Below are 24,338 nucleotides of genomic sequence, written 5' to 3' on the forward strand. Positions count from 1 at the left end.
GCCGGCCCGCCGCCCCCTCGCCTCCGCCCGGCCCGCGGCGCTACGCATCGTCGACCACGCGGATGACGTTCCGGACGGCGCTCACGACCTCGAGCGCTTCGATGCGCCGCAGCACGCGCCGCATCTGGCCCTCCCGCGCCGTGTGGGTGATCATCACGATGTCGGCGCTCGTCCCGCGGCTCTTCTGCGAGATCGCCGAGATGCTGACGCCTTCTTCGCCGAAGATCGTCGCGATGCGGGCGAACACGCCGGGGCGGTCCGTCACCTGCATCAGCAGGTAGAACGGCGTCTCCACGTCGTCCATCGGCCGCAGCGGGCGCGGTTCGAGCGCCTCCCATCCGACGCGGCCGTGGCCTCCGGAGGCGTGATTGCGCGCCACGTCGACGAGATCCCCGACGACGGCGCTCGCCGTGGGATCGCCGCCCGCGCCGCGGCCGACGATCATCACTTCGCCGGCGGCGTCCCCGCGCACGAAGACGGCGTTCAGCTCGTTGCGCACGGCGGCGAGCGGATGCGCGCGGGGCAGGAACGCCGGGTGGACGTGCGCTTCCACGCGGCCCTCGTGCTCGCGCGCGATCGCCAGGAGCTTGAGCACGTAGCCGAGCTCGGCGGCGTACTGGATGTCCTGCGCCGTGACGCGCGCGATGCCCTCCCGGTACACGTCGTCGGCGTGGAGCGGCGTGTGGAACGCGATCATCGCCAGAATGGCCAGTTTCGCCGCGGCGTCGTGGCCCTCGACGTCGTCGGTCGGATCGGTCTCGGCGAAGCCCCGGCGCTGCGCGTCCTCGAGCGCCCCGCCGAACTCCGAGCCCCCTTCGGCCATCCGCGTCAGGATGTAGTTCGTGGTGCCGTTGAGGATGCCGGTCACTTCCTGGATGCGGTTGGCGGCGAGCGACTCCTTGAGCATCTGGACCACCGGCACGCCGGCGCCCACGCTCGCTTCGAGCCGCAGATCGACGCCCGCCCGGGCGGCCGCGGCGAAGAGCTCCGGGCCGTGCCGCGCAATCAGCTGCTTGTTGGCCGTGACCACGTGCTTGCCGTGCTCGATCGCGTCGAGGAGCAGGGTGCGCGCCGGCTCGAGCCCGCCGATGACCTCGACGACGACGTCGATCGCCGGATCGGCGACGACCGCCGGCCCGTCGTCCGTGAGGACCCCGGGATCGAAGACGAAGCCCCGGGGCCGGTCGGGGCGCGCCACCGCGACGCGCGCGAGCCGCAGCGTCGCCCCGGTCCGGCGCCTGATCTCCGCGCCGTTCGTGCGGAGCAGCCGGACGACCGCGCCGCCCACGGTTCCGCAGCCGAGCAGGCCGACGGCGACCCCCTCCGGGCGGGTCACGGCGCGGCGCCCCCCGTCTGCGCGGGGCCTCGAGGCCGGGCGGCGCCCACGCCCAGCGTCCACAGCCCGCGCCGGAGCGACCGCCGCTCGTCCTCGGTCAGCGGCAACGCCGGCGGGCGGGTCGTCGCGTGGCGGATCAGCCCGGCGATGACCATCGCTTCCTTCACGACCACGAAGGCCGGCGCGTCCACGGCAAAGAGCTGCGGGATCGCGGCGAGCGCCCGCGCGCGCTCGGCGGCGTCGCCGAGGCGCCCGTCCCCGACGCCGCGGTAGATTTCGACCAGCGGATCGGGCGCGAAGTTGGCCGTGCCCGGCACCGCGCCGTCCCCGCCCAGCAGCAGGGTGTTGAGCAGATGGTAGTCCATGCCGCACAGCACGACGAAGTCGGGCCGCGCCGGCCGCACCGCGGCGATGATCTCCTGGATGTGGGCGATGCTGTCGATCGTGTCTTTGATCCCGGCGATGTTGGCGTGGTCCTGGGCCAATTTCAAAACCACCCGCGCGGGGATGCTGCGGCCGGTGAGCGCCGGGAAGTTGTAAATGTACACTGGGAGGCGCGTCCCCACGGCCAGGAGCCGGAAGTGCTCGTGGATCGACCGGTCCGAGGCAATCCAGTAATACGGCAGGACGCAGGCGGCGCCGGCCGCCCCGATCTCCTCCGCGTGCTCGGCGTAGGCGACGGCTTCCTCGGTCCACGGACTCCCGCATCCCACGAGCACCGGGACGCGGCCGCGCGCGGTGCGCACGACGAGCTCGGCGAGCGCGCGCCGCTCCTCGCGCGACAGCGAGGTGAACTCTCCGGTCGTGCCGAGCGCCAGGAGCCCGTGCACGCCGTGCGCGATGAGCCACTCGACGTGCCGGACGTTGGCGTCCTCGTCGATCCGGCCCCGCTCGTCAAAGAGCGTGGGGATCGGGACGACGATCCCCGCGACGCCCTTCCCGGCGGCGCTACCCGGGTCGGCGGCCGGCCGCCGCTGGGCGGCAAGAAACTCGTGCACGAGCGCTTCGGCGTCGCCGGCCCGTTCGTCCGGGACGAGCAGGTCCCCCCAGACGCCGGTCGCCTTTTCCAGGACCTGCCCGTAGCCCGGCACCTGCCTGGAGCGGAGGACGACCGGAATGCCGGCCTGCTCCAATAGACCCTGGAGCATCAGCGCCTCGACCTCATCGCCGGCGGTATGGATGGCCTTCATCGCTCCGCCTCCTGCCTGACCGTGAGCCACAGCCGGTACACTTCGTTGCGTCTGAGGCCCGTCGCTTCCACCGCGCGCCGCACCGACTCCTGGCCCGGGCGTCCTTCGGCGGCGGCCCGGCGCAGCACGGCGCGCGCCGTCTCGCGCGCGGCGTCCGCCGCGGCGTCGGCGTCCACCCCAGTGGGACCCCGGTCCGGCGCTCCTTCGATGACGAGCGTGAATTCCCCACGCGGCGCGTGGGCGGAAAAGCGCCGGACGGCTTCGTCGAGCGTCGCCCGGTACACCTCTTCGTGCACCTTGGTCAACTCGCGCGCGACCGCGATCCGGCGGTCGCCGAACGCCTCCTTTAAGTCTTCGAGCGTCTCGCGCACCCGGTGGGGGGATTCGAACAGCACGAGGGTGTGGGGCAGGTCGCGGAGCGTCGCGAGCGCGCGACGGCGCGCCGCGCGGTCCGGCGGAAGAAATCCCACGAACGTGGCGGGCTGGGTCGCGAGTCCCGAGGCGACCAGCGCGGCGAGCGCGGCGCTGGGGCCGGGCACCGGCACCACCGGCACGCCGGCGTCCGCGGCGGCCCGCACGAGCGTCGTCCCGGGATCGCTGAGCCCGGGCGTGCCGGCGTCGGAGACCACGGCGATCGAGTCTCCGTCCAGCAGACGCCGGACGAGCGCGGGGGTGCGCGCCCGCTCGTTGTGCTCGTGCAGGCTGACGAGACGGGCCGGAATGCGGTGATGCGCGAGCAACTTGCGCGTATGCCGGGTGTCCTCCGCGGCGATCACCGCGGCATCACGGAGAACGCGAAGCGCACGAAGCGAGATGTCCTCGAGGTTGCCGATCGGGGTCGCGACGAGGTAAAGCGTCCCTGTCCGGCCTGGCGTCACGCCCTCACTATATCACGGCGTGGGTGCCGCCACGGCGAGGCCGCGGCGAAAGCCGTCCCGCCAGGTCGGGTAGAGGGGCCCAAAGCCGAGCACGCGCTTCGCCTTGGCATTCGACGAACCGCGCGCGCTCGTCATCATCACGAGCAGCGCGTCCCCGATGAGCCCGCGCGCGAGCCACGCCGGCACCCGGAACGGCGGCTTGGCACCGATCGCCCGCGCCAGCTCCGGCAGCCACGCCGATACCTCCGCCGGCTCGTCGTCGACAATGTTGTAGATCCCGGCCGGCCCTCCCTCCGCGGCGAGCCGTGCCGCGGCCGCCGCGTCGTCGATGTGCGTGAACGACCACACGCCGCGTCCGCCGCCGACGATCGGAAACTTGCGTTGACGCACCAAACGCAGGATGTCGCCCGCGTCCGCGCCGTTCCCGGCGCCGAGCGACGTGCCGGGACCGTAGAAGCTGCCGTAGCGCAGCACGATGCCCGTCATGTCCGGCGCGCCGGAGACCGCGGCCTCGAGGAGCCGGATGGCGTCGAGGGTCTGTCTCATCGCGGCCGGCGGAGCCGGATCGAGCGGGTCGTCTTCGGTCTTCACGCGGCCGCCCTCGCGGATGTTGGGCCAGCCCGTGTAACTCTGCGCGATGAACCTCGTCGCGCCGGCGGCGCGCGCCGCCGCGAGCAGATTCGCCGTGCCTTCGGTGCGCAGCAGGTTGGTGACGGCGAACTCCCGATCGAAGTTCCTGAGGCGGCGCACGCCGGCCAGCGCGGTGACCTGGTGGATGACGACGTCCGGGCGCGCGGAGACGACGGCGCGGACGACGGCGTCGCGGTCCAGCGCGTCGACGATGACGGCTTCGGCGCCCGCGGTCCGCAGGCCCTCCGCGCGGGCGGACGTACGCGTCGCCCCGACCACCTCGTGGCCGCCGGCCACGAGCAGCGGCACGAGCCGCCTGCCGACGGCCCCCGTGGCGCCCGCGAGAAAGATCTTCAGCGGACCATCAGTCCCCATGTTTGTGCCGGGCATAGTAGCGGTGGGCCTTGGCCCGGTTGCCGCAGGTCTTCATGTCGCACCAACGCCGGCTGTGGTTGCGGCTCGTATCCAGGAACAGCCAGTCGCACGTGGGGCTCTCGCACTTGTGGATCCGCTCGCGCTCGTCGTCCGAGGTGAGCAGGTCCATCGCCGAGCGCAGCACGGGCCAGAGCATGCGGTCCATCGCCTCCGCACCGCCGGCCCAAACCCGCACGCACCCCTCCGCGGTCGCATCGAGCCGGACCTGGCCGAGCGCGCGGCTCAGCATGGCGTTGAGGATGTTCATGTCGCCGGGCCGCTGGGCCCGGCACTCGGCCGCGCCGCAGAAGATCCTGAACATCGCTTCGCGCAGCTGTACCGCGTCCGCGAGGATCCTGCCGGCCTCGCCGGGGCGGCGCTTCGCGAGCTGACCCAGACGCTGCGCTTCGCGCTCGCCGAGCACGCCGGCCTGCCGGCCCCAGGCGACGAGATCGGCATACGTCGTGAGACGCTCCTTCGGCTCGGCCCGCGTCCCGCTCACCGTGTTCACGAAGTCGAGGCACAGCCGCCCGCCGGTGAACTCGAACGCATACTCCGGCCCGGCCGGCGGGTCGGCCTCAGCACTTGCCATATAACCACCTACTTGAAGTTGACAAGTTAGATCGCCTATGGTACAGTTCTGACTGTCAAAAATATTATAGTAGGTTATACGGGCGGGCGCAAGCGCGGGCTCGAGCGAGGCGGCGGGCGGCCAACCGATGGACCCGCCGACACGACGGTGCCTGGCCGGTTTGAGTGACAGGAGCGGATAGATGCGGCGCCCCGTTCCACCTACGATGGGAGCGTCGGAAACAGCCCGAAGGGAGGACGGAAGATGATCGGAGTGCGCTCGTCTAGGCTTCGAAGTGCCGTTGTCTCGTCGCCGGTGATCACTCCCCGAACGACCGTGGCCACCGCGCTGCGGCTGCTGCGGGAACACGACGCCGCGGCGCTGCCGGTGTGCGACGGCGAGCGGTTCGTCGGCCTGGTGTCCGAGAAGGGGCTGCTGCGGCTCACGCCGTCGGACGTCACGACGCTCGACGTGTACGAGTTGCGCAACGTGCTCGACCGGCTGACCGTGTCGCGCGTCGTGGAGCCGGTCCCCTCGATTTCCGCGGACGCGTCCCTCGAGGACGCCGCGGTGCTGATGCGGACCGGACGGCACGAGGCGCTCCCGGTGCTCGACGGCGGACGTCTGGTTGGATTGCTGCCCTGGACCGCGGTGCTCCCGTAGGCCCGTCCGGCGCAGGAAAGGGGTCTCGTGATGTGGAGCGCAAGGATGTATGAATGGTTGGCGACGGAACGTCTCGCGTCATACCGCCGGGAAGCGGAGCGGGACCGCCGGGCAAGCTCCGCCGCGCGGCAGGACGTTCTTGCGCGGCGGGGTGGTGCGGAGCGGCCCGCCCACGCCGCGGCCGGGCGCCCGTCCTCCTGGGAGTGGGTACCGACCCGCCGGGTGCTGGCGGCGACATTCATCGGCCTCGCGGCGATCGGCGCCCTGCGCCGGCGGCGGTAGGCGGCGCCTCCCGGAGCCGCCTGAGGTGAAATTGACCCTGATCGGCGGACCGACCGTCCTGATCGAAGCGGGCGGATTCCGCCTGCTGACCGACCCGACCTTCGACGGTCCCGGCGAATATCGCCTGCCGCATACGATGCTCGTCAAGACGTCGGGGCCGGCGCTCGATCCGCAGGCCCTCGGGCCCGTGGATGTGGTGCTGCTCAGTCACGACCAACACGCCGACAACCTCGACACGGCCGGGAGGGCCTGCCTGGGTACCGCCGGCCGCGTGCTGACGACGCAGGCCGGCGCGGCGCGCCTCGGTGGACGGGCGGAGGGCCTGGCGCCGTGGGACACAACCGACGTTACGAAACCGGACGGGCGGGCGCTTCGGGTCACCGCCACCCCGGCGCGGCATGGCCCCGCAGGGATCGAGCCGCTGGCCGGCGACGTCATCGGATTCGTCGTCACGGTCGGTGATCAGCGCGGGTCTGCGATCTACATCACCGGGGACACGGTCTGGTACGAGGGCGTGGCGGAGGTCTCCCGCCGGTATCGCGTCGGTCTCGTGCTGGTGTTTGCCGGCGCCGCCCGCACGCGCGGGGCGTTTCATCTCACCATGGACGCCAACGACGTGATTGAAACCGCGTCCGCCTTTCCGGACGCACTCATCGTGCCGGTGCACTGCGACGGGTGGGCGCACTTCTCGGAGGGCTGCGGGGACGTGGTGCAGTCCTTCGCCGCGCTCGGGATCGGCGGCCGCCTGCAGCTGCTCCGGCCGGGCGTCGCCACGGCCATCACCGGGTCGTCGTGAGCGCGATGCGGATCGAGCATCTGGGGAAACGGCCGCACGTGGATGAGAGCGCCTGGGTGGCCCCCAACGCCGTGCTGTCGGGTCCGGTGCAGGTGGGACCGCATGCGCGCGTCCTGTACGGCGCGGTGCTGACGGCCGAGGGCGGGGCGGCGCTCACGGTCGGCGCGGAGTGCGTCATCATGGAGCAGGCGGTGTTGCGCGCCGCCGGCCGGTTTCCGCTCCGGCTCGCAGAACGCGTTCTCGTGGGACCGCATGCCTACCTGGCGGGGTGTACCGTGGGGGCGCGCAGCTTCATCGCCACCGGCGCGATGATCTTCAACGGCGCCGTCCTGGGTGAAGCCTGCACCGTGGCGTTGGGCGGCAAAGTGCACGTCGACACCGAGCTGGCCGGCGGCACGCGGGTGCCCATGGGGCACATCGCCTTCGGGCGTCCCGGCCGGATCTATCCACCCGGGCGGGCCCCGTCGGTCCACGACGAGCTCGGCCGCCTCGACTTCATGCGCTATGTCTTTGGCGTCGCCTCGGCGGGGAGGACGCGTGCGAGCGTCATGGACGACGTCATGCGCAAGTACGTCCGGGCCTTGGGCGCGCATCGAGCCGACAAGATCCTGCGTGGCAACCGCTGACTGCCGACGGCGCGTTCGAGTTCCCCCTTGCCGGTCCGGACGGCGAGCCGATTGACCTGTGGCGGACCTGCCTGTCGCACGGGCTCACCGAGCTGCCGCCGATGCGGGTCGACGCGGCCTCGCGCGCGTTCGAGATGACGCTGCCGGTCAACGGGGGACGGCCGCGCCTGATCCGGATCACCGAGGGCGGTCCCGGATTCGGCCTCGTACGGATTCTCGGGCCGGCCACGGGTCCGCGGATCGCCGGGCGGGTGGTCGCGGCGGTGCGCCACGTGCTGCGGCTCGACGAGCCGCTGGCCGAATTCTACGCGCTCGCGGCGGACGATCCCGATCTCGCCTGGGCGTGCGCCGGCGCGGGGCGGCTGATCCGCAGCCCCACCGTGTTCGAAGACGTCGTCAAGACGGTCTGCACGACGAACTGCTCGTGGGCGCTCACGCGCCGGATGGTGACGGCGCTCGTGGAGCACCTCGGCGCGCCCGTTCCCGGCGCGCCCGTCCGTGGGTGGATCGGCCGGGCGTTTCCCTCGCCGGCGGCGATGGCGGCGGCGCGGCCGGCCTTCTACAAGAACGTCGTCCACGCCGGCTACCGCGGACCGTACCTCTTGGCGCTGTCACGCCGCGTCGCGCGCGGCGAGGTGGACCTGGAAGCGCTCGGCCGCCGTCCCGGCACGCCCGGGGCCCTGACGGACGAGGAGGTGGCCGAGCGCCTCGGGGACCTCCCCGGCGTCGGGCCGTACGCGGTCGCCCACATCATGCTGCTCGTGGGACGATACTCGCGCCTCGTCTTCGACTCGTGGACACGGCCGGCGTTCGCCCGCCTCTCAGGACGCCGGCGGCAGGTCGCGGATCGGACTATCGCCAGGCGATTCCGTCGCTACGGCCGGTACGCCGGACTGGCGTTCTGGCTGTACCTCACGCGGCACTGGGTCGAGCCGGCATCGTGAAGACCTAGGGTTCAACGGCCAGCGGCGGCCCAAGGAGCTCCATGCCGTGGGCGCGCCAGAGCGCCGGGTCCTGCGGCGGCATTGCGTTGGCCCTCGTGACTTCGCGGAAGAACGCTTCCATCTTGCCGGCGGGCGTAAACGCGATCAGGATTTTGCCGCGCGAGTCACCGACGTGCGCCCAGACATGGGGCACCTCCCGCGGCGCAAGCACAGAATCGCCCGGCCGCAGCGTGAACCGTTCCTGTCTGAGCAGCGGGGGATTCCGTGCTCACCGACGCTGTCCTGCCCGCCCAGGCGAAAAAACTGAAGAGGCCATCCCGCCGGCAACGGGGAAAGATGTAGATTGATGCCCAAGACCGTTCACGTCATCCTGGCTTTCCATGCCCACGAACCGCTTTGGGACCTGCCCGCGCACCTGCAAAGCGCCGTCCCGGACATGCGCATCGCGCAGGCGGTGCCCCCGGAGAACTACCTGCGGCGGCGGGCCAAAGAAGGCCGCAACATCTACCGCGATCTCATCGCGTTCGCCAGCGGGATGGGCGTCCGGGTGACGGTCGACATCTCGAACGATCTGTTCTTTCAGATCCGCACGATTCTCCCGCGCACGTTCGAAGAGCTGCGGCGCGCGTACCGCGATCATACGATCTATCCGCTGTACACAACCGCGCATCACACGCACGCGGTGCTGCTCGAGCCGGGAGAGCTGGTCGAGGAGCTGCGCCTGAACCAGGAGGCCCTCCACGATCTCGTCGGCGCGCCCAAGCCGCGGCACCGCGTGTTCTTCTTCACCGAATGCTCGGTGCACCCGCGGTTTGCGCCGGCCCTCGAGGACGCCGGCATCGACGCGATCGTCCACCCGCACCTGAGCAACCGCAAGGGCGTCTACACGACCTCCGATCCGTCGCACGACTACGTGCACCGCCCGTTTCTCATCGGGCGGCGGATCATCGCGCTGCCGCGGCACTTCCGCGTCTCGCAGGAGATCTGGCGCCCGGTCACCCGCATGTACCCGCAGGAGGTGCGCTCGCAGGGCTACATGATGGGCTCCTATTACGTGTTCGACACGGAGTACCGCGAGCACCGCTACCTCGATTTTCCGATCGATCGCGCCCGCGGCGTCGAGGAGTACGCGACCACCCTCCGCGAGGCGCTGGCGGCCGCGCCGGACGGAGGCTTGATCCTGTACATTCAGGATCTCGAATTGATGGACTTCGGCGATGTCGCGCTCGACGTGCTGCAGGCGGCGTGGAAGCAGGTGCTCGGGTCGTCCGACGCGACCGTCAATTTCTCCACGCCCGACGAGTATCTCGAGACGCTGCCCGGCCCCCCCGAAGCGCGCGTCGAGCACCAGGGCATGGGGTGGGCGCCGGAGACCCGCGTGCTGCTCCGCTCGGACGGCCAGTACCCGCCGCTGTACGCGGGCGAGGCCGGGGGGGTCGACGTGGTGCCGGCGATCTTCCGGCCGCATCCGTTCATCTACTGGGAGCCCGGCAAGTACGTCGTGGGGCTGTTTGGATGGCTGCTGCGCGCGTTCGGGCTGCTGTCGCCCGTGGGCATCCACGCGTCGGTGCTCTGTGACGAGGGCTATCTGCTCTACCGCTTCCCGATCGAGAAGCGGATCGCGGTCGGCTTCCGCCTGCTCAAGCAGGCCGACAACTGGGGCTGGCAGCCGAGCGAGGCGCTCAACAAGCGGCCCTACCTGTACGGGCTCATGCTGGCCGACGCGCTCATGGTCATGCTGCAGTTCTATCCGGAGCGCTATCCGGCGACCGAAGACCGGGTCGACCCGCGGATTCTCGTCGGGCTCGGCCGGTTGCCGGAAGGCCTGCTCGACACGCGGATCGCGTATCTCCGCTTCGCGCTCGAACGGCTCCGTGAGGAGCGCCACGACTACGATCCGAGCGAGGCGTTCCGGCAGCTCGACTACGCGACGGACTTCCGCGACAAGGCGGGGCGCGGCGCGGAGCAGCTGCTCGACGCGTACCGCGCGCTCGACGAGGATTTCCGCAACGCGGCCCGCTGGCGGCGCGTGCTGCTCGAGGCGCGCGAGCACTGCCGCAACGTCTTTCTCTGTCTCGACCACGTCCAGCGGACGTGGATGGCGGCCGGCGACGTCGACTTCCTCATCGACGCGATGTACCGGTACCTGTACGACCTGTACCCGCCGCGTTTTCCGGAAATCCTGGACCAGGTGGACCGCGGGACCGCGGCCGAACGCGTCTATCTCGGCACCCGGCTGGTGCACTTCGCGATCCCCTCCGAGTCGCCCGTGGCCGGCCGTCCGCTGAGCGCGCTAACGGTCTCGCCCGACAGTCTCGTCATCGCGCTGCGCCGGGGCACGCGGATGCTGGTCCCCCGGGGCGACACCGTGCTGCACGGCGGCGACCACATCACCGTCGCCACGACCCGGGGAGACAGCGTGCGGCTGGACGACATCATCGCGCTCCGGTGAGACGGTTGCCGGTATGAGCCCGCGGACGCCTCGGCACGAGTCCGCCATGAAGGACCGACCCGGACGGGTCGCGATTGAGGGCGTGACGCCTGAGATCGACGGCGGGCGGTTCCCCGCGAAGCGGACCGCCGGGGACACCGTTGTCGTCGAGTGCGACGCGTTCGCCGACGGCCACGAGCTGCTGGCCGGTGTGCTGCGGTACCGGTGGGAGGGCGATGCCGTCTCGCGCGGGGGCTGGAGCGAGACGCCGCTCCTCCCGTTGGACAACGACCGCTGGCGGGGCATCTTTGTCGCGGCACGGGCCGGCCGGTACCGCTTCACGGTGGAGGCGTGGGTCGATCCGTTTTCGACGTGGGCGCACGATCTCACCAGACGGGTCGAGGCGGGGCAGGACGTGCGGGTGGATCTGCGGATCGGCGCCGAGATGGTCCGGGCCGCGGCCGGGCGCGCGCCGAGCCGGCGGCGCGGGCCACAGACGCCCTCGGACCGTGCGCGGCTGACCGGGTGGGCCGGGCGTCTCGAGACGGGTGATGAGGAGGCGGTCCGGATGGCGCTCTCGGCGGAGCTGGCCGACACGATGCGCCGGCACCCCGCGCGGGACGGCGCGTCGCGCTACGCCCCCGAGCTCACCCTCGTCGTGGACCGTGAGCGCGCGCGCTTCGGCGCGTGGTACGAGATGTTTCCGCGGTCGACCTCGCCGGAGCCGGGCCGCCACGGCACCTTTGCCGACTGCGAACGGCGCCTGCCGTACGTCGCCGGCATGGGGTTCGACGTGCTGTACCTGCCGCCGATCCATCCGATCGGCCGCGCGCACCGCAAGGGCCGCAACAACTCCGAGACGGCCGGTCCGGAGGACCCGGGGAGCCCCTGGGCGATCGGCGCCGCCGAAGGCGGCCACACCGCGATCCATTCCGACCTCGGGACGATCGACGATTTTCGCCGCCTCCTCGCGCGCGCCCGCGAGCACGGACTGGAGATCGCCCTCGATCTCGCGTACCAGTGCGCGCCGGACCATCCGTACGTCCGCGAGCACCCGGAGTGGTTTCGCCGGCGGCCCGACGGCACCGTCCAGTACGCCGAAAACCCGCCGAAGAAGTATCAGGACATCTACCCGTTCGACTTCGACTCGGACGACTGGCGGGGGTTGTGGAAAGAGCTCCTCGGCGTCGTGCGGTTCTGGATGCGCGAGGGCGTGCGCATTTTCCGCGTGGACAATCCCCACACGAAGCCGTTCGCGTTCTGGCAGTGGTTGATCGCGGAGATCCACCGCACCGACCCCGACGTCATCTTCCTCGCGGAGGCGTTCACGCGCCCGAAGGTGATGTACCGGCTTGCGAAGGTGGGCTTCACGCAGTCGTACACCTACTTCACCTGGCGCACCACCAAGGCCGATCTGACGGCATACTTCACGGAATTGACCCGCCCCCCCGTGCGCGACTTCTTCCGGCCCAACCTCTGGCCCAACACGCCGGACATCCTCCACAAGTACCTCCAGGACGGGGGCCGGCCCGCGTTCGCGGTGCGCCTCGTGCTCGCGGCCACGCTCGGGGCGAACTTCGGCATCTACGGGCCGGCCTTCGAGCTCTTTGAGCACCGGTCGGCCGCCCCGGGAAACCCGCCCCCGGCCAGCGAGGAGTACCTCAACGCCGAGAAATACGAGATCAAGCGCTGGGACCTCGACCGGCCGGACAGCCTGCGCGGCCTGATCGCCCGCGTCAACGCGATCCGGCGGGCCCACCCGGCGCTGCAGCGCGACGACACGCTCGTGTTTCATTCGGTGGACAACGACCAATTGCTCTGCTACAGCAAGACGGCGCCGGCTGGCGGCGCGGGGCAGGCAGGCGGCGCGGCGGTGCTCGTCGTCGTGAACCTCGATCCGGCGTTCGCACAGTCGGGTTGGACCACGCTGTCGCTGCCCGCCCTCGGCCTGGGTCCGGACGACCCGTATGCCGTGACGGACCTGCTGACGGACGCGCGCTACACCTGGCGCGGCCGGCGGAACTACGTCGTGCTGCGTCCGGCCGAGCAGCCGGCGCACATCTTTCGCCTGGACCGGGCGCCGTGACCCCGTCTTCGCGGGGCGGTTCGGCCCCGTCTTCGCGGCGTGAGTCCCACGAAGGGGGAGGCGCTGTCGCCGCCCGCCGCCGCCCGGAGCCCGGCGCGCGGCGGCGTCCGCACGCCGTCCCGTTCCCCGCCGGGAGCGATCCGCTCTGGTACAAGAACGCCGTCGTCTATGAGGTGCACGTCCGGGCGTTCGCCGACAGCAACGGCGACGGCGTCGGCGACTTCGCCGGGCTGACCTCCAAACTCGACTACATCCAGAGTCTCGGCGTGACCGCGCTGTGGATCCTCCCGTTCTACCCCTCGCCGCTCAAGGACGACGGTTACGACATCGCCGACTACACCGGCATCCATCCGGCGTACGGGACGATGCGCGACTTCCGCGCGTTTCTCGCGGGGGCCCACGCCCGCGGGCTCCGCGTCATCACCGAACTGGTCCTGAACCACACCTCGGACCGCCACCCGTGGTTTCAGCGGGCACGCCGGGCGGCGCCGGGGAGCGTGGCGCGCGATTTCTACGTCTGGAGCGACACCGCGGACCGGTATCGCGACGCGCGCATCATTTTCCGCGATTTCGAGCCTTCCAACTGGACGCTCGACCCCGTGGCCCACGCGTACTACTGGCACCGGTTCTACTCGCACCAGCCCGACCTCAACTTTGATTCGCCGGCGGTCCGCGCGGCGATGCTCGACGTGGTGGACTTCTGGTTGGGGGAGGGCGTCGACGGCATGCGGCTCGACGCGGTGCCCTACCTGTACGAGCGCGAGGGCACCATCTGCGAGAACCTGCCCGAGACGCACGCGTTTCTCAGGGCGCTGCGCCGGCACATCGACGAGCGGTTCCCGGCCCGGGTCCTCCTCGCCGAGGCCAACCAATGGCCGGAGGACGCGATCGCCTACTTCGGTGACGGCGACGAGTGCCAGATGGCGTTCCACTTCCCGCTCATGCCGCGCCTCTTCATGGCGATCCGCATGGAGGACCGGTTCCCGATCATCGAGATCCTCTCCCAGACGCCGCCGATTCCCCCGACCTGCCAGTGGGCCATGTTTCTCCGCAACCACGACGAACTCACGCTCGAGATGGTGACGGACGAGGACCGCGATTACATGTACCGGGTCTACGCGCACGACCCGGCGGCGCGGATCAACCTCGGCATCCGCCGCCGCCTCGCGCCCCTGCTCGGCAACCACCGCCGGCGGATCGAATTGATGAACGGGCTCTTGTTGTCGATCCCCGGCACGCCGGTGATCTACTACGGCGACGAGATCGGCATGGGCGACAACATCTATCTCGGCGACCGGAACAGCGTCCGGACCCCGATGCAGTGGAGCCCGGACCGCAACGCCGGTTTCTCGCGGGCCAACCCCCAGCGGCTCTTCCTGCCGGCGATCATCGACCCCGAATACCACTACGAGACCGTCAACGTCGAGGGGCAGCACGACAATCCGCACTCGCTGCTCTGGTGGATGCGCCGGGTGATCGCGATGCGGCAGCGCTACCGCGCGTTCGGCCGCGGCATGCTCGAGTTTCTCCAGCCGGACAACCGGAAGGTGCTGGCGTTCCTGCGCCGCTACGAGGACGAGCAACTGCTCGTGGTCGCGAACCTGTCGCGGTTCGTGCAGTACGTCGAACTGCCGCTTCAGGCGTGGCACGGCATGGTGCCGGTGGAGGTGTTCGGGCGCACGCCGTTCCCGCCGATCGGCGACCTGCCGTACCTCCTGACCCTCGGGCCGCACACCTTCTACTGGTTCGCGCTGGAGCGCCCGGCGGCGCGGGGCGCGCCTCAGCCCGAGCCGGAGGCGCGGGCGCTCGTGGCCGCGCCGGAGGGATGGGATGCGCTCGTGGCCGGCCGGGACCACGCGCTGACCGACGTGTTGTCGACGTATGTCCGCGGCCGCCGGTGGTTCGGCGGCAAGGGACGGGTGGTGCGCGGCGTGGAGATCCAAAACGCGGTGCGGCTGCCCCTCGGGGCGGACGCGTCCGCGTACCTCGCGCTGCTCCGCGTCGACTACGTCGAAGGCGATCCCGACGTCTACGCGCTGCCGCTGGCGTTCGTCCCCGCCGGCGCCGGCGCGGACGCGGTCCGACGCGACCTGCCGCACGCCGTCATCGCCGACCTCCGCGAGGCCGCGGGCGACGGCGTGCTGTACGACGGCGTCTACGACCGGTGGACCGCCTCGGCGCTGCTCGACGTGATCGCCCGCCGGCGGCGGGCCCGCGGCGGCCACGCCGATCTGGCCGGCGTGCAGACGCAGGCGTTCCGGCGGGTCCTCTCCCCGCCCCCCCGAACCGACGGGGAGGGATCGCCGGTCGAGGCGTCCCCGTCGGGGGATGAGGTCGCGGTGAACGAGGCGAGGGTCCTGCGCGGCGAGCAGAGCAACACCTCGCTCGTCTACGGCGGCCGGTGCATTCTGAAGTTGTTCCGCCGGCCCGAGGCCGGGATCCACCCGGATTTCGAGGTCGGCCGGTTTCTCACCGAGCGCGCGGCGTTTCCGCACACTCCACAGGTTGCCGGCGCCATCGAGTACCGCGCCGGCGGCGAGACCCGCACCGTCGCCATCCTGTCGCAGTTCGTCCCCAACGAGGGCGACGCGTGGACGTACACGCTGGACGAGTTGGGGCATTACTATGAACGGGTCGCGGCGGGGGGCCCGGTGCCGGCGCCGCCGAGCGAGGCGCTGCTCACGCTCGCGCGCGCCGAGATCCCGGTCGAGATCGTCTCGTGGATCGGCCCGTACCTCGGCGACGCGCGGCTGCTCGGGCGGCGCACGGGCGAGCTGCACGTGGCCCTGGCCTCGGATGCGCGGGATCCGGACTTCGCCCCCGAGCCCTTCACCGCGATGTATCAGCGCTCGATCTACCAATCGGTGCGGACCACGGTGCGGCGGAGCCTGCAGACGCTGCGCCGGAACCTGGGCGCGCTCGACGAGGTCGCGCGGCCCATGGCCGAGGAGGTCGCCGCCGCCGAGGACGAACTGCTCGGACGGCTGAGGCCGCTGCTCGACGCCCGGATCAACGCCGTCCGCAGCCGCGGTCACGGCGACTACCACCTCGGGCAGGTGCTGTGGACGGGCAAGGACTTCGTCATCATCGACTTCGAGGGCGAGCCGGCCCGGCCGCTGTCGGAGCGCCGGCACAAGCGGCCGGCCCTGCGCGATGTCGCCGGCATGCTGCGGTCGTTCCACTACGCGGCGCTGGTCGCGTTCGCCGATCAGGCCGCCCCCCCGCGCGTCGGAGCTCCAGGCGCAGCTGCGGACCGGCGCGCGCCTGTGGACGTCCTGGGTGTCGACGGCGTTCCTCGCCGGATATTTCGCCGCGGCCGCGGGCACGCCGATCGTGCCGTCCGATCCGGGCGCGCAGCTGCTGCTGGACACGTACCTCCTCGATAAGGCCGCCTATGAGCTCGCCTACGAACTCAACAGCCGCCCCTCGTGGGCCTGGATCCCGCTCACCGGGATGCTGATGCTGCTCGGCCGGCCGCGCGCATGAGCGACGGCACGCCGGGCGCCGTCCTGCTCCCCGGCGGCCGCTGCCGGTTCCGCGTTTGGGCGCCGCGGGCCAGCGCGGTCGAGGTGTACCTGGTCACCCCGCGCAGCCGGCGCGTCGCGCTCGCATCCTGCGACGGGGGCTACTACGAGGCCGTGGTCCCGGATGTCGAGGCCGGGGCGCGATACCGGTACGTGCTCGACGGCACGGTCGATTACCCCGATCCGGCGTCCCGCCTGCAGCCGGACGGCGTCCACGGGCCGTCGCAGGTCGTCGATGCGGCGTTTGCGTGGAAGGACGCCGGGTGGCGCGGGCTCCCGCTCGCAGAGTACGTCATCTACGAACTGCACGTCGGCGCGTTTTCCGCGGCGGGCACGTTCGACGGAGTGATGGGCGAGCTCGAGGCGCTCGCCGACCTCGGGGTGACCGCGATCGAGCTGATGCCGGTGGCGCAGTTTCCCGGCCGGCGCAACTGGGGATACGACGCCGTGTATCTCTACGCCGTGCATCCGGAGTACGGCGGGGCGGAGGGGCTGAAGCGCCTCGTGGACGCCTGCCACCGCCGGGGGCTCGCCGTTGTGCTCGACGTCGTCTACAACCACCTCGGTCCCGAAGGGAACTACCTCGGAGCATTCGGCCCGTACTTTACGGACCGCTACCGGACGCCCTGGGGGGACGCGATGAACTTCGACGGCCCCGACAGCGATGCGGTGCGGCAGTTCGTGGTCGACAACGCGTGCTGGTGGGTCGAGGAGTTTCACGTCGACGCGCTGCGCCTCGACGCCCTCCACGCGGTCGTCGACCAGTCCGCGCGCCACATCTTCGAGGAACTGGCGGGCGCCGTCCACGACCGTGCGCGGGCGGCCGGCCGCGCGGTGCACGTGATCGCGGAGAGCGGTCTCAACGATCCGCGCCTGCTGCGGCCGCCGGACCGCGGCGGGTACGGCCTCGACGCGGACTGGAACGACGATTTTCACCATGCGCTCCACGCGCTGCTCACGGGCGAGCGAATGCGCTACTACATGGACTTCGACGGCGCCGCGGACCTGGCGCGGGCGTGGACCGACGGGTTCGTGCTCGCGGGCCGGTACTCGCCCTATCTCCGGCGCCGGTTCGGGGCGCCGTCGCTCGATATCCCGGCCGAGCGGTTCGTCGTCTTCGCCCAGAATCACGACCAGGCCGGCAACCGGGCGCTCGGCGAGCGGCTGACGGCGCTCGTCGGGTTCGAGGCGCTCAAACTGGCGGCGGGGACGGTGTTGCTCTCGCCGTTCGTGCCGCTCCTCTTCATGGGCGAAGAGTATGGGGAGACGGCGCCGTTTCTCTACTTCACCGACCACGGGGACCCGGGCCTCGCGGCGGCCGTCCGGCAGGGCCGGTACGAAGAGTACCCGGAGAGTGAGCCGCCCGATCCCCAGTCGCCCGAGACGTTCGAACGGTCGCGGGTCGCGCGCGGCCACGCGCGCGAGCCGCGCCACCGCGTGCTGCTCGATCTCTATACCGCCCTGATCCGGCTGCGCAAGACGGATCCCGCGCTGGCCAACCTCAGCAAGGGAACCATGGACGTCCGCGTCTGGGACGACGCCCGCGTTCTCCTGGTCCGCCGCTGGCACGAGCGGAGCGCCGTCGTCGCCGCGTTCAATTTCTCCGCGTCTCCGGCGATGGTCGAGGCGGCGGTGCCGGCCGGCCCGTGGAAACTCGTGATCGACTCCGCGGACGCGCGGTGGGCCGGCCCCGGCCGCGCGGCGCCCGAGATCCTCGAGTCCCGCGGCACGGTGATGCTCACGCTCGCACCGTGGTCCTTCGCGCTGTTCGGGACGGACGTGGACCCGGGCGCCGAAGGAGGCCGCCCGTGACCCCGGAACGCAAACCCGTTGTCGCGCTGACGTTCGGCGATCCGGCCGGGATCGGGCCGGAGCTCATCGCAAAACTCGTGGCGCGCGGCGATCCGGTGCGGCAGGCGACCGCCGTCGTGGTCGGCGACCGGTGGGTGTGGGACGACGGGCAGCGCGTGGCCGGCACGCGGACGGCGCTCCACGAGATCGCGTCCATCGCCGAGGCGCGGACCCGGGAGAAGCCGGGCGCACCGTTCTTCCTCCCGATCGACACCGTGACGCCGCACGACGTGCGGCGCGCAACGGCCACCGCCGGGGGCGGCGCCTCGGTCCTCCGCGCGCTGGCGATCTGCCTGGATGCCGCGCGCGCCGGCCAGATCGACGCGATCTGCTTTGCGCCCCTCAACAAGCTCGCGATGAAACAGGGGGGACTCGCCTTCGAGGACGAGCTGCACTTCTTCGCCGACTATCTCGGGGTACGGACCTACTTCTGCGAGCTCAACGTGCTGGACCCCGACGGCCGCGGGACAGGCGGGCTGTGGACCACGCGCGTCACGTCGCACATTCCGCTCCGGGACGTCGCCGCAGCACTCAGCCGCGACCGCATCAAGGACGCGGCCCGGCTGCTCTATCGCGCGCTCGAGGCGGCGGGGGTCGGGCGGCCGCGGGTCGCCGTGGCGGCCCTCAACCCGCACGCCGGCGAGGGCGGCACCTGCGGGCGGGAAGAGATCGACATCATCGAGCCGGCGGTGCGCGAGGCGCGCGCCGAAGGCCTCCCGATGGACGGACCGTTTCCGGCCGACACGATCTTTTTGCGGGCCCGCGCCGGTCTCTACGACGGCATTCTCACGATGTACCACGACCAGGGGCAGATCGCGATCAAGTTGATGGGCTTCGAGCGCGGGGTGACCGTCCAGGGCGGCCTGCCCGTCCCGATCACCACGCCGGCGCACGGTACCGCGTTCGACATCGCCGGCCAGAACAAGGCCGGCGTAGAGGCGCTCACCCGGGCCTTCGCGATCGCCTGCCGGATGGGCGCCTCCAGCCGTGCCGCGGGAACCGTGCGCGCACCCTGAGACGCGGGTCGGCGGCGCCTTACCAGCGGGCCCGGCGTTCTTAGCCCAACGCCGCTTCCAACGTCCGGTTCAGTCCCGCCAATCGCTCTGCCGGCAGTCGCGCGATGAATTTATGCAAGGCCGCCGCGAGATCGGGAGCGTCGTGCTCCATCTCCTGCAGCTTGCCGGTCGATAGACGGTAGAACGTGCTGGGAGAGAGCGCAACCACCGACGCGGTGCGCACACCGCCGATGTACATGGGCACCTCGCCCACGACCGTGCCGCCGCGCATCGTCCGCAGACGCGTGATCCGGCCATCGGGCAACTCAACCTGGGCCGTCAACTGACCGGACTCGATGAAGTACATCGCGTCGGACGGATTGCCCTGCCGCACGAGATAGTCGCCTTCGCCCACCTGGTGCTTCTCGAGATACGTCATCAACCGGTAGTTGACGACGAACAGCACAATCGCCACCACCACGCCCATGCCCACACCTGCCAGAAAGTTCACCGCGCCGACGGCGGCGAGAATCAGCAGCACCAGCACATAATCGGTGCGCGGCAGTTTGAACCACGCGTCGTACAGCCACTCCACGAGGAACGAGAGGCCGAGAAAAAAGAGAAAACCGCCCAGTACCGGTTTGGGGAAGAATGACAGGAGCCCTGCGCCGAAGAAGAGCACAGCGGCGCACACGGCGGCCGCGAAGAGCCGGCCAGCCGGCTGTTCGCTCCCAAACGGTATGCCAGGGCCGACAGGCTCAGCGTGTGGTAGCCGCGAGATTGGCCAGGCCCGCCGATTCGAGTTCGCGATTCAGATCGGTGTCCTGACGGATCGTCAATTCGAGTCCACTGGGATCCCTGTGAGGAAAGCAACCGTAGTTCGGGTGCGTGTACTCCGGCACGCATGGTCGAGGGCAACGTCGCATCGTCAGGCTTGTTATGCGGTTTCTAGTACCTTCCTGTACCCTGATTACCGCCTCTTACCACACAACTCGTTGGCACGACATTAGCAAAAGGCCGGGCGGCTGTGGCGACCGCCCGGCCTCGTGGAGCAGCCTGTCGCCTACGCCCTACGACTCCAAGGCCACCGCACGTTCCCGAAGGCGAGCCACAGGCCGAAGGGGATGAGGATGGCATCGGTTGTCAGGTTGATTACCCCGAGTGTCCCGCCCGGCTTCGGAATCCAGACGTAGACGCCTATAGCCAGAGCAAGCCATCCCCTTACGTCTTTCAGACCAAGGGACATCTTCATGGCCGACCCCCCTGCCTTAATGGGATGCGCCGGCTTCGTGCGTGGCGGCGCCGGCGAGATCGGATAACCCCTTGCCCAAGAGAAACAATCCGCCCATGATTTGGTTAATGGTAACGGGCGAACTTGACGGAAAGGAGATGCCCATGACCCCCATCGCCAGAATGATTTCCGAGTAGCCAACGAATGACTGACCGACATTCCAAAGTGAGATGGAGCCGCAGCACGGGTCCAACGCATTTCCGCCGCCTTGGGCGAAAAGGTCCACCGGCTTGTCGCAACTGTAGCAGCCAGCGCCACCCTGGTATGACGGGTCTGGGTCCAGTTCCAGCGGACCCGTGTTGAAGTTGCCCACCTGAGCCAACTCTTCCTCGGCTACGACATGCAGCCCCGAGCCATTGAGGAACGCGACGATGGATCGGGTGCAGTCCGCGCCGCGTGCGAGGATGAGGCGGTGACCGAGGAAGATGAGATACCGTCGATACATCTTCGCGGCATAAGCCGTGATCGCCGGCCGAGCGTCGGATGACATGAGGAAGGCGTTTTCGTTTGGTGCGATGCCGCGCTGCTTCGCGTAGTGCTGCGTCGCCTTATTAAGCGCGAGTAGCGCAACCGCGTTCCGCAGCGTCGTTTTCTCATCGGGACTGATGCAGCCGGCGCGTCCCTTGGCTGCCTCGAAGTCCGACTGGGCCTGTGCGGGCGTAATCGTGAGAATCGCCGCAGAACCTGCCTGCGCCAAGGGAACCGTCACTGCGACCGCCACGAGCACTATCCCAACGAGTAATTTCCGGGCCATACGCATCCTCCCCCTCTTTCCGGCGAGGGCCGGGAATGATAGCGGCCCGATGATACGGACAGTCTGCCGGGGAGGCAGTCAAGGTGGAGACACATAGACCGTCGCGTGCGAGACAAGAGCACGATGCAAATCGAACGTTACGACGCCGGGCGCCGGAACGGGTTGGGAACCTCATAAGGCTGCCGGGGAAAGAATTTTGATGGCGCCTCCCCGCAACTCGACGACGCCGGCGCGCCGGAGTGCCATGAGCGCTGAGTTCACGCGCTGGCGGCTCGCCCCGGCGAGCGCCGCCAGGTCGCCCTGCGTCAGGTGCAGGGACGCCGGTCGCCCGTCGGCGAGCTCGCGTTCCGCCAGCGTCTGCAACGTGCGTCTGACGCGCACGGCGAGGCCTTCCAGCGCCAACGTCTCGGCGTGACCGGCAAGAAAGCGCACGCGATCGCTGAGATAATTCATGATCGCGAGCGCGACGGCGGGGTCGGCGCGCAGGGCACGTTGAACCTCGCCGACCGGCAGGCCCTGCACCGTGGATTCCACCGTCGCGCGGCACGAGGACTCGCACGGCCCTCCGCGGATCGCGTTCTCCAGTCCGACCAGGCCGCCCGGCCCCACCCAATCCGTGGCGATGTACGATCCGTCCTCGCGTTCCGACACGAGAATAAGGCCTCCGGCCTGCACGCGAAAGACATAGCTGCTGGGATCACCGTCGCGCGTCAGGAATTCGCCCTTGCGGAGGGCGCGTCTTCGCAGGCGCGAAGCGCAGTTCGGCCCGAACAACATCGCGGCAACGGCAGTCGAGTTGGTCATCGTCGCGCCAGGCCGGCCCCGACCGCATCCCTGTGAGACGTGACTGCTCGGGTATCGTTTGCGAACGAGCGGGGGTGGATTCCTTCAGACGATTACTAGTAGCGGGGCTTGCGATCGTCCGCCGGATTTAGCCCGTGGCGTCCGCCACCCCGGCGTGGGTCGTCTGCTCCCAGGGTGTCCCGGCGGGGAGCGCGAGCTCCCAGCGGAGCACCAGCATCGCCCCCTGGTGATTCCGCTCGAGCCCGGCCTCCGAATTCGAGATCGTGAAGACGGGGAGGCTCCAGACGTCCGCGGGCCGCTCGAGGGCGAACGCAAGCCTGAGGCCGGAGTACGTCTCGCCGGCGTGCACGCCGGTGGTCGGGGGGAGATCCGCCGGCTCCCACAACGAGACGCGCGTCCCGTCCGCTGCGGCCCACACCTGCTCCGGTCCCCCGAACAGCCCGAGGCTCCACTGTTCCGCGAGCACGGCGCGCAGGACGCCCGGCCCATCCCACATGAGACGCACGGCGTGGGTGAGCCCCCGGCGGCGTATGTCCACCTCGATCCGGCGCCCGAGGGTCACCTGCCCCTCGCCAACCGGCGCGCGCCGTGTCAGCGCGGCCGCGGCGCCCGTCCCGGTCTCCTCGAGACGCCACGCGTACCGGCCGGAGCCGAATCCGCCCAGATCCTCCGCGGTGTCGCGCCACGCTTCGTCGCGCAACACCTCCGCCGGCCAGAGCCACGTTCGCATGGTCGCCCGGCGCACGCGATCGTACATGAGCAGCCGTTCGAGGCCCGGTTCCTTGGCGTGGTCGCCCGCCGCGTGAATCGAGACGGCTCCCTCGATCGGAGGCGCCTCGTGGCGCACGCGCGCATGGTAGGCTTCCGCCCGCCTCGTCAGCACGTTGCCGAGATGACGCCGCGCGGTCCGATCGTCCCACTCCACGACGCTGCCGCCCCGCGCCGGGTCCACCGTGCACACGTCCAGCTGGGTGGCCAGGTACAGTTCGGGCTGCCCGTCCCCGTTGAGGTCTTCGGCCGACGTCTCGGCGTACGGTTCCGGGTGCCGGATGAGGTCCGCGTCCGCTTCCGCGGCAATGAGGCGCTCAAACGCCGCGCTCCGAATGTGCGGCAGATAGATGCCGCCGAAGACGCCGTGCCAGTAGGTGCAGTTGCACTCGCCGCTCCAGAGCTCATCGAGCGCCCGCTCCCGGTCCGGCCCGGGCGGCATCGCGTGGACCTTGCGTCCGGCGCGGAGCGCCAGGTGGTGCAGCGTGTTGGCCTCCGGATATCGCACGAGGAAGTGCCGCCAGAATCCGCCGCGCACCAGCGACGCGAGGTCCTCGCGGCCCCCGGTTTCGAGGTCGTGCCGGAAGGTCGCCCGCGCCTCGGCGCGCTGCGGCGGGAGCGCCCATTCCGCCATCTCGTCGTACGTGGCCGTCGGCAGGTAGATCGCGCCGGCCGGGTCGTGGGTGCGCCGGTAGTCGCCCGGAGGCACCACGTCGATCCACGGCGTCGCCTCCAGCGTGTCGAAGAACCGATCCACCCACCCGCGCTCCCAGCAGTGCGCGTACGTGGTCGGCCACATCCCGAACTTCTCCCCGTCGTCGCCCATCAACGCGAGATCGAGCGGCGCGTCGCGGCCCTCCGGCCGGACCTCCGTCTCCGCGAGCGTGCGGAGGTAGGCCACGACGTCCTCCGGCGACACCCACGGAATGAGATACCGCAGGCGCCGGAGGCTCGGGAACAGCGCGAGCGAGACGCCCTCCTCTTCGGTCACGTAATAGCCGAGCAGTTGTCGGTCTTCGAGCCCGACGGCGTGGAAGTGCGAGTCATCGACGATGGTGTACTTCACGCCGGCCTCGCCGAGCGGGCGCGCCAGATGCGGCTCCCAGACGCGCTCGGCCAGCCATAGCCCGTCCGCGGAGTACCCGAACCCGTCCCTGATCGCGCGCGTCATCTTCACGATCTGGCCGCGCTTGTCCGCGTCGGGCACGATCGGGAGGATCGCCTCGTAGTAGGCGCCGGTGAGCATCTCGATCTGTCCGCGCGCCACGAGCGCCCGCAGCCGCGCGATGAGCTCGGGGCGGTGCGCGCGCAGCCAGTCGAGCAGCGGGCCGGAATAATGCAGCGCGAGGCGGATGCCGGGGTGGCGCTCGAGCGAGGCGATCATCGGCGCGTACGATCGCTCGGTCGCCTCCGCGAAGACGTGGTCGAAGTTGCCGACCGGCTGGTGGTTGTGCAGCGCCAGGGCGAGTGCGAGCCGATGCATGGCCGTGCCCTACCTCACGCG

The 24,338-nt window shown here is 70.5% G+C and carries 21 protein-coding genes; 11 read left to right on the plus strand and 10 right to left on the minus strand.

Going from position 1 to position 24,338, the window contains the following annotated elements:
* Positions 1-40 precede the first annotated feature (40 nt).
* Genes VGZ23_19545 through VGZ23_19565 form a run of 5 tightly spaced genes read right to left on the minus strand, consistent with a single transcriptional unit; the run spans position 41 to position 5,040 of the window.
* Positions 41-1,336, minus strand: coding sequence for a homoserine dehydrogenase (locus tag VGZ23_19545; GenBank protein HEV2359790.1), 1,296 nt, complete (start codon positions 1,334-1,336; stop codon positions 41-43).
* Positions 1,333-2,526: a dihydrodipicolinate synthase family protein gene (locus VGZ23_19550; protein HEV2359791.1), complete on the minus strand. Its 1,194-nt coding sequence runs from the start codon at positions 2,524-2,526 to the stop codon at positions 1,333-1,335. Before VGZ23_19550 ends, VGZ23_19545 begins: the two co-directional genes overlap by 4 nt.
* Positions 2,523-3,404 (minus strand): 16S rRNA (cytidine(1402)-2'-O)-methyltransferase, encoded by an 882-nt coding sequence (gene rsmI, locus VGZ23_19555; GenBank protein ID HEV2359792.1) that lies wholly within the window; start codon positions 3,402-3,404, stop codon positions 2,523-2,525. Before rsmI ends, VGZ23_19550 begins: the two co-directional genes overlap by 4 nt.
* 12 nt (positions 3,405-3,416) lie before the next feature.
* Positions 3,417-4,391: an NAD(P)-dependent oxidoreductase gene (locus VGZ23_19560; GenBank protein HEV2359793.1), complete on the minus strand. Its 975-nt coding sequence runs from the start codon at positions 4,389-4,391 to the stop codon at positions 3,417-3,419.
* A gap of 7 nt (positions 4,392-4,398) precedes the next feature.
* Entirely contained in the window at positions 4,399-5,040 is a 642-nt protein-coding gene (locus tag VGZ23_19565) for an ABATE domain-containing protein (GenBank protein HEV2359794.1), read from the minus strand.
* Positions 5,041-5,283: 243 nt separating this feature from the next.
* Between VGZ23_19565 and VGZ23_19570 the strand changes: the two genes are divergently transcribed.
* From VGZ23_19570 to VGZ23_19590, 5 genes are all read left to right on the plus strand, one after another.
* On the plus strand, positions 5,284-5,682 hold the full coding sequence (locus VGZ23_19570) for a CBS domain-containing protein (protein ID HEV2359795.1): 399 nt from the start codon (positions 5,284-5,286) through the stop codon (positions 5,680-5,682).
* 45 nt (positions 5,683-5,727) lie between these two features.
* On the plus strand, positions 5,728-5,964 hold the full coding sequence (locus tag VGZ23_19575) for a hypothetical protein (protein ID HEV2359796.1): 237 nt from the start codon (positions 5,728-5,730) through the stop codon (positions 5,962-5,964).
* A gap of 25 nt (positions 5,965-5,989) precedes the next feature.
* Positions 5,990-6,760 carry an MBL fold metallo-hydrolase gene (locus VGZ23_19580; GenBank protein ID HEV2359797.1) on the plus strand — a complete coding sequence of 257 codons (771 nt, stop codon included), beginning with the start codon at positions 5,990-5,992 and terminating at the stop codon, positions 6,758-6,760.
* Positions 6,757-7,386 (plus strand): gamma carbonic anhydrase family protein, encoded by a 630-nt coding sequence (locus VGZ23_19585; protein ID HEV2359798.1) that lies wholly within the window; start codon positions 6,757-6,759, stop codon positions 7,384-7,386. Before VGZ23_19580 ends, VGZ23_19585 begins: the two co-directional genes overlap by 4 nt.
* Before the next feature lie 101 nt (positions 7,387-7,487).
* On the plus strand, positions 7,488-8,330 hold the full coding sequence (locus VGZ23_19590; protein ID HEV2359799.1) for a Fe-S cluster assembly protein HesB: 843 nt from the start codon (positions 7,488-7,490) through the stop codon (positions 8,328-8,330).
* Positions 8,331-8,334: 4 nt separating this feature from the next.
* Here the strand turns inward: VGZ23_19590 and VGZ23_19595 are convergent, their stop codons facing one another.
* Entirely contained in the window at positions 8,335-8,541 is a 207-nt protein-coding gene (locus VGZ23_19595) for a hypothetical protein (protein HEV2359800.1), read from the minus strand.
* A 135-nt stretch (positions 8,542-8,676) separates the two neighbouring features.
* On the opposite strand from VGZ23_19595, the gene VGZ23_19600 reads away from it, so the two are divergent.
* Genes VGZ23_19600 through VGZ23_19625 form a run of 6 tightly spaced genes read left to right on the plus strand, consistent with a single transcriptional unit; the run spans position 8,677 to position 19,238 of the window.
* The gene (locus tag VGZ23_19600) at positions 8,677-10,782 is read left to right on the plus strand and encodes a TrkA C-terminal domain-containing protein (protein HEV2359801.1); all 2,106 of its coding nucleotides are present in this window, start codon (positions 8,677-8,679) and stop codon (positions 10,780-10,782) included.
* A 46-nt stretch (positions 10,783-10,828) separates the two neighbouring features.
* On the plus strand, positions 10,829-12,847 hold the full coding sequence (locus VGZ23_19605; protein ID HEV2359802.1) for an alpha-1,4-glucan--maltose-1-phosphate maltosyltransferase: 2,019 nt from the start codon (positions 10,829-10,831) through the stop codon (positions 12,845-12,847).
* Positions 12,844-16,233 carry a maltose alpha-D-glucosyltransferase gene (gene treS, locus VGZ23_19610; GenBank protein HEV2359803.1) on the plus strand — a complete coding sequence of 1,130 codons (3,390 nt, stop codon included), beginning with the start codon at positions 12,844-12,846 and terminating at the stop codon, positions 16,231-16,233. Before VGZ23_19605 ends, treS begins: the two co-directional genes overlap by 4 nt.
* The gene (locus VGZ23_19615) at positions 16,181-16,333 is read left to right on the plus strand and encodes a hypothetical protein (protein HEV2359804.1); all 153 of its coding nucleotides are present in this window, start codon (positions 16,181-16,183) and stop codon (positions 16,331-16,333) included. The genes treS and VGZ23_19615 overlap by 53 nt, the downstream gene beginning before the upstream one ends.
* A complete protein-coding gene (gene treZ, locus VGZ23_19620; GenBank protein HEV2359805.1) occupies positions 16,330-18,183 on the plus strand; it encodes a malto-oligosyltrehalose trehalohydrolase in 1,854 nt (617 codons plus the stop codon). Before VGZ23_19615 ends, treZ begins: the two co-directional genes overlap by 4 nt.
* Positions 18,180-19,238 carry a 4-hydroxythreonine-4-phosphate dehydrogenase PdxA gene (locus VGZ23_19625; protein ID HEV2359806.1) on the plus strand — a complete coding sequence of 353 codons (1,059 nt, stop codon included), beginning with the start codon at positions 18,180-18,182 and terminating at the stop codon, positions 19,236-19,238. The genes treZ and VGZ23_19625 overlap by 4 nt, the downstream gene beginning before the upstream one ends.
* Before the next feature lie 40 nt (positions 19,239-19,278).
* On the opposite strand, the gene VGZ23_19630 is transcribed toward VGZ23_19625, so the two are convergent.
* From VGZ23_19630 to VGZ23_19645, 4 genes are all read right to left on the minus strand, one after another.
* Positions 19,279-19,911 carry a cyclic nucleotide-binding domain-containing protein gene (locus VGZ23_19630; GenBank protein HEV2359807.1) on the minus strand — a complete coding sequence of 211 codons (633 nt, stop codon included), beginning with the start codon at positions 19,909-19,911 and terminating at the stop codon, positions 19,279-19,281.
* 574 nt (positions 19,912-20,485) lie between these two features.
* Entirely contained in the window at positions 20,486-21,229 is a 744-nt protein-coding gene (locus tag VGZ23_19635) for a hypothetical protein (protein HEV2359808.1), read from the minus strand.
* A gap of 204 nt (positions 21,230-21,433) precedes the next feature.
* Positions 21,434-22,066: a Crp/Fnr family transcriptional regulator gene (locus VGZ23_19640; protein HEV2359809.1), complete on the minus strand. Its 633-nt coding sequence runs from the start codon at positions 22,064-22,066 to the stop codon at positions 21,434-21,436.
* 127 nt (positions 22,067-22,193) lie between these two features.
* Positions 22,194-24,317 carry an alpha-amylase/4-alpha-glucanotransferase domain-containing protein gene (locus VGZ23_19645; GenBank protein ID HEV2359810.1) on the minus strand — a complete coding sequence of 708 codons (2,124 nt, stop codon included), beginning with the start codon at positions 24,315-24,317 and terminating at the stop codon, positions 22,194-22,196.
* Positions 24,318-24,338 lie beyond the last annotated feature (21 nt).

The sequence above is a fragment of the bacterium genome, from assembly GCA_035945995.1.
Taxonomy (GTDB): Bacteria; Sysuimicrobiota; Sysuimicrobiia; order Sysuimicrobiales; family Segetimicrobiaceae; genus DASSJF01.

Excerpts from the sequence above, each read along its gene's own strand:
- VGZ23_19645 (HEV2359810.1), bottom strand. The coding sequence starts at position 24,317 with ATGCATCGGCTCGCACTCGCCCTGGCGCTGCACAACCACCAGCCGGTC.
- VGZ23_19640 (HEV2359809.1), bottom strand. The coding sequence starts at position 22,066 with ATGACCAACTCGACTGCCGTTGCCGCGATGTTGTTCGGGCCGAACTGC.
- VGZ23_19550 (HEV2359791.1), bottom strand. The coding sequence starts at position 2,526 with ATGAAGGCCATCCATACCGCCGGCGATGAGGTCGAGGCGCTGATGCTC.
- VGZ23_19570 (HEV2359795.1), top strand. The coding sequence starts at position 5,284 with ATGATCGGAGTGCGCTCGTCTAGGCTTCGAAGTGCCGTTGTCTCGTCG.
- VGZ23_19605 (HEV2359802.1), top strand. The coding sequence starts at position 10,829 with ATGAAGGACCGACCCGGACGGGTCGCGATTGAGGGCGTGACGCCTGAG.
- VGZ23_19590 (HEV2359799.1), top strand. The coding sequence starts at position 7,488 with ATGCGGGTCGACGCGGCCTCGCGCGCGTTCGAGATGACGCTGCCGGTC.
- VGZ23_19565 (HEV2359794.1), bottom strand. The coding sequence starts at position 5,040 with ATGGCAAGTGCTGAGGCCGACCCGCCGGCCGGGCCGGAGTATGCGTTC.
- treZ (HEV2359805.1), top strand. The coding sequence starts at position 16,330 with ATGAGCGACGGCACGCCGGGCGCCGTCCTGCTCCCCGGCGGCCGCTGC.
- VGZ23_19575 (HEV2359796.1), top strand. The coding sequence starts at position 5,728 with ATGTATGAATGGTTGGCGACGGAACGTCTCGCGTCATACCGCCGGGAA.
- VGZ23_19600 (HEV2359801.1), top strand. The coding sequence starts at position 8,677 with ATGCCCAAGACCGTTCACGTCATCCTGGCTTTCCATGCCCACGAACCG.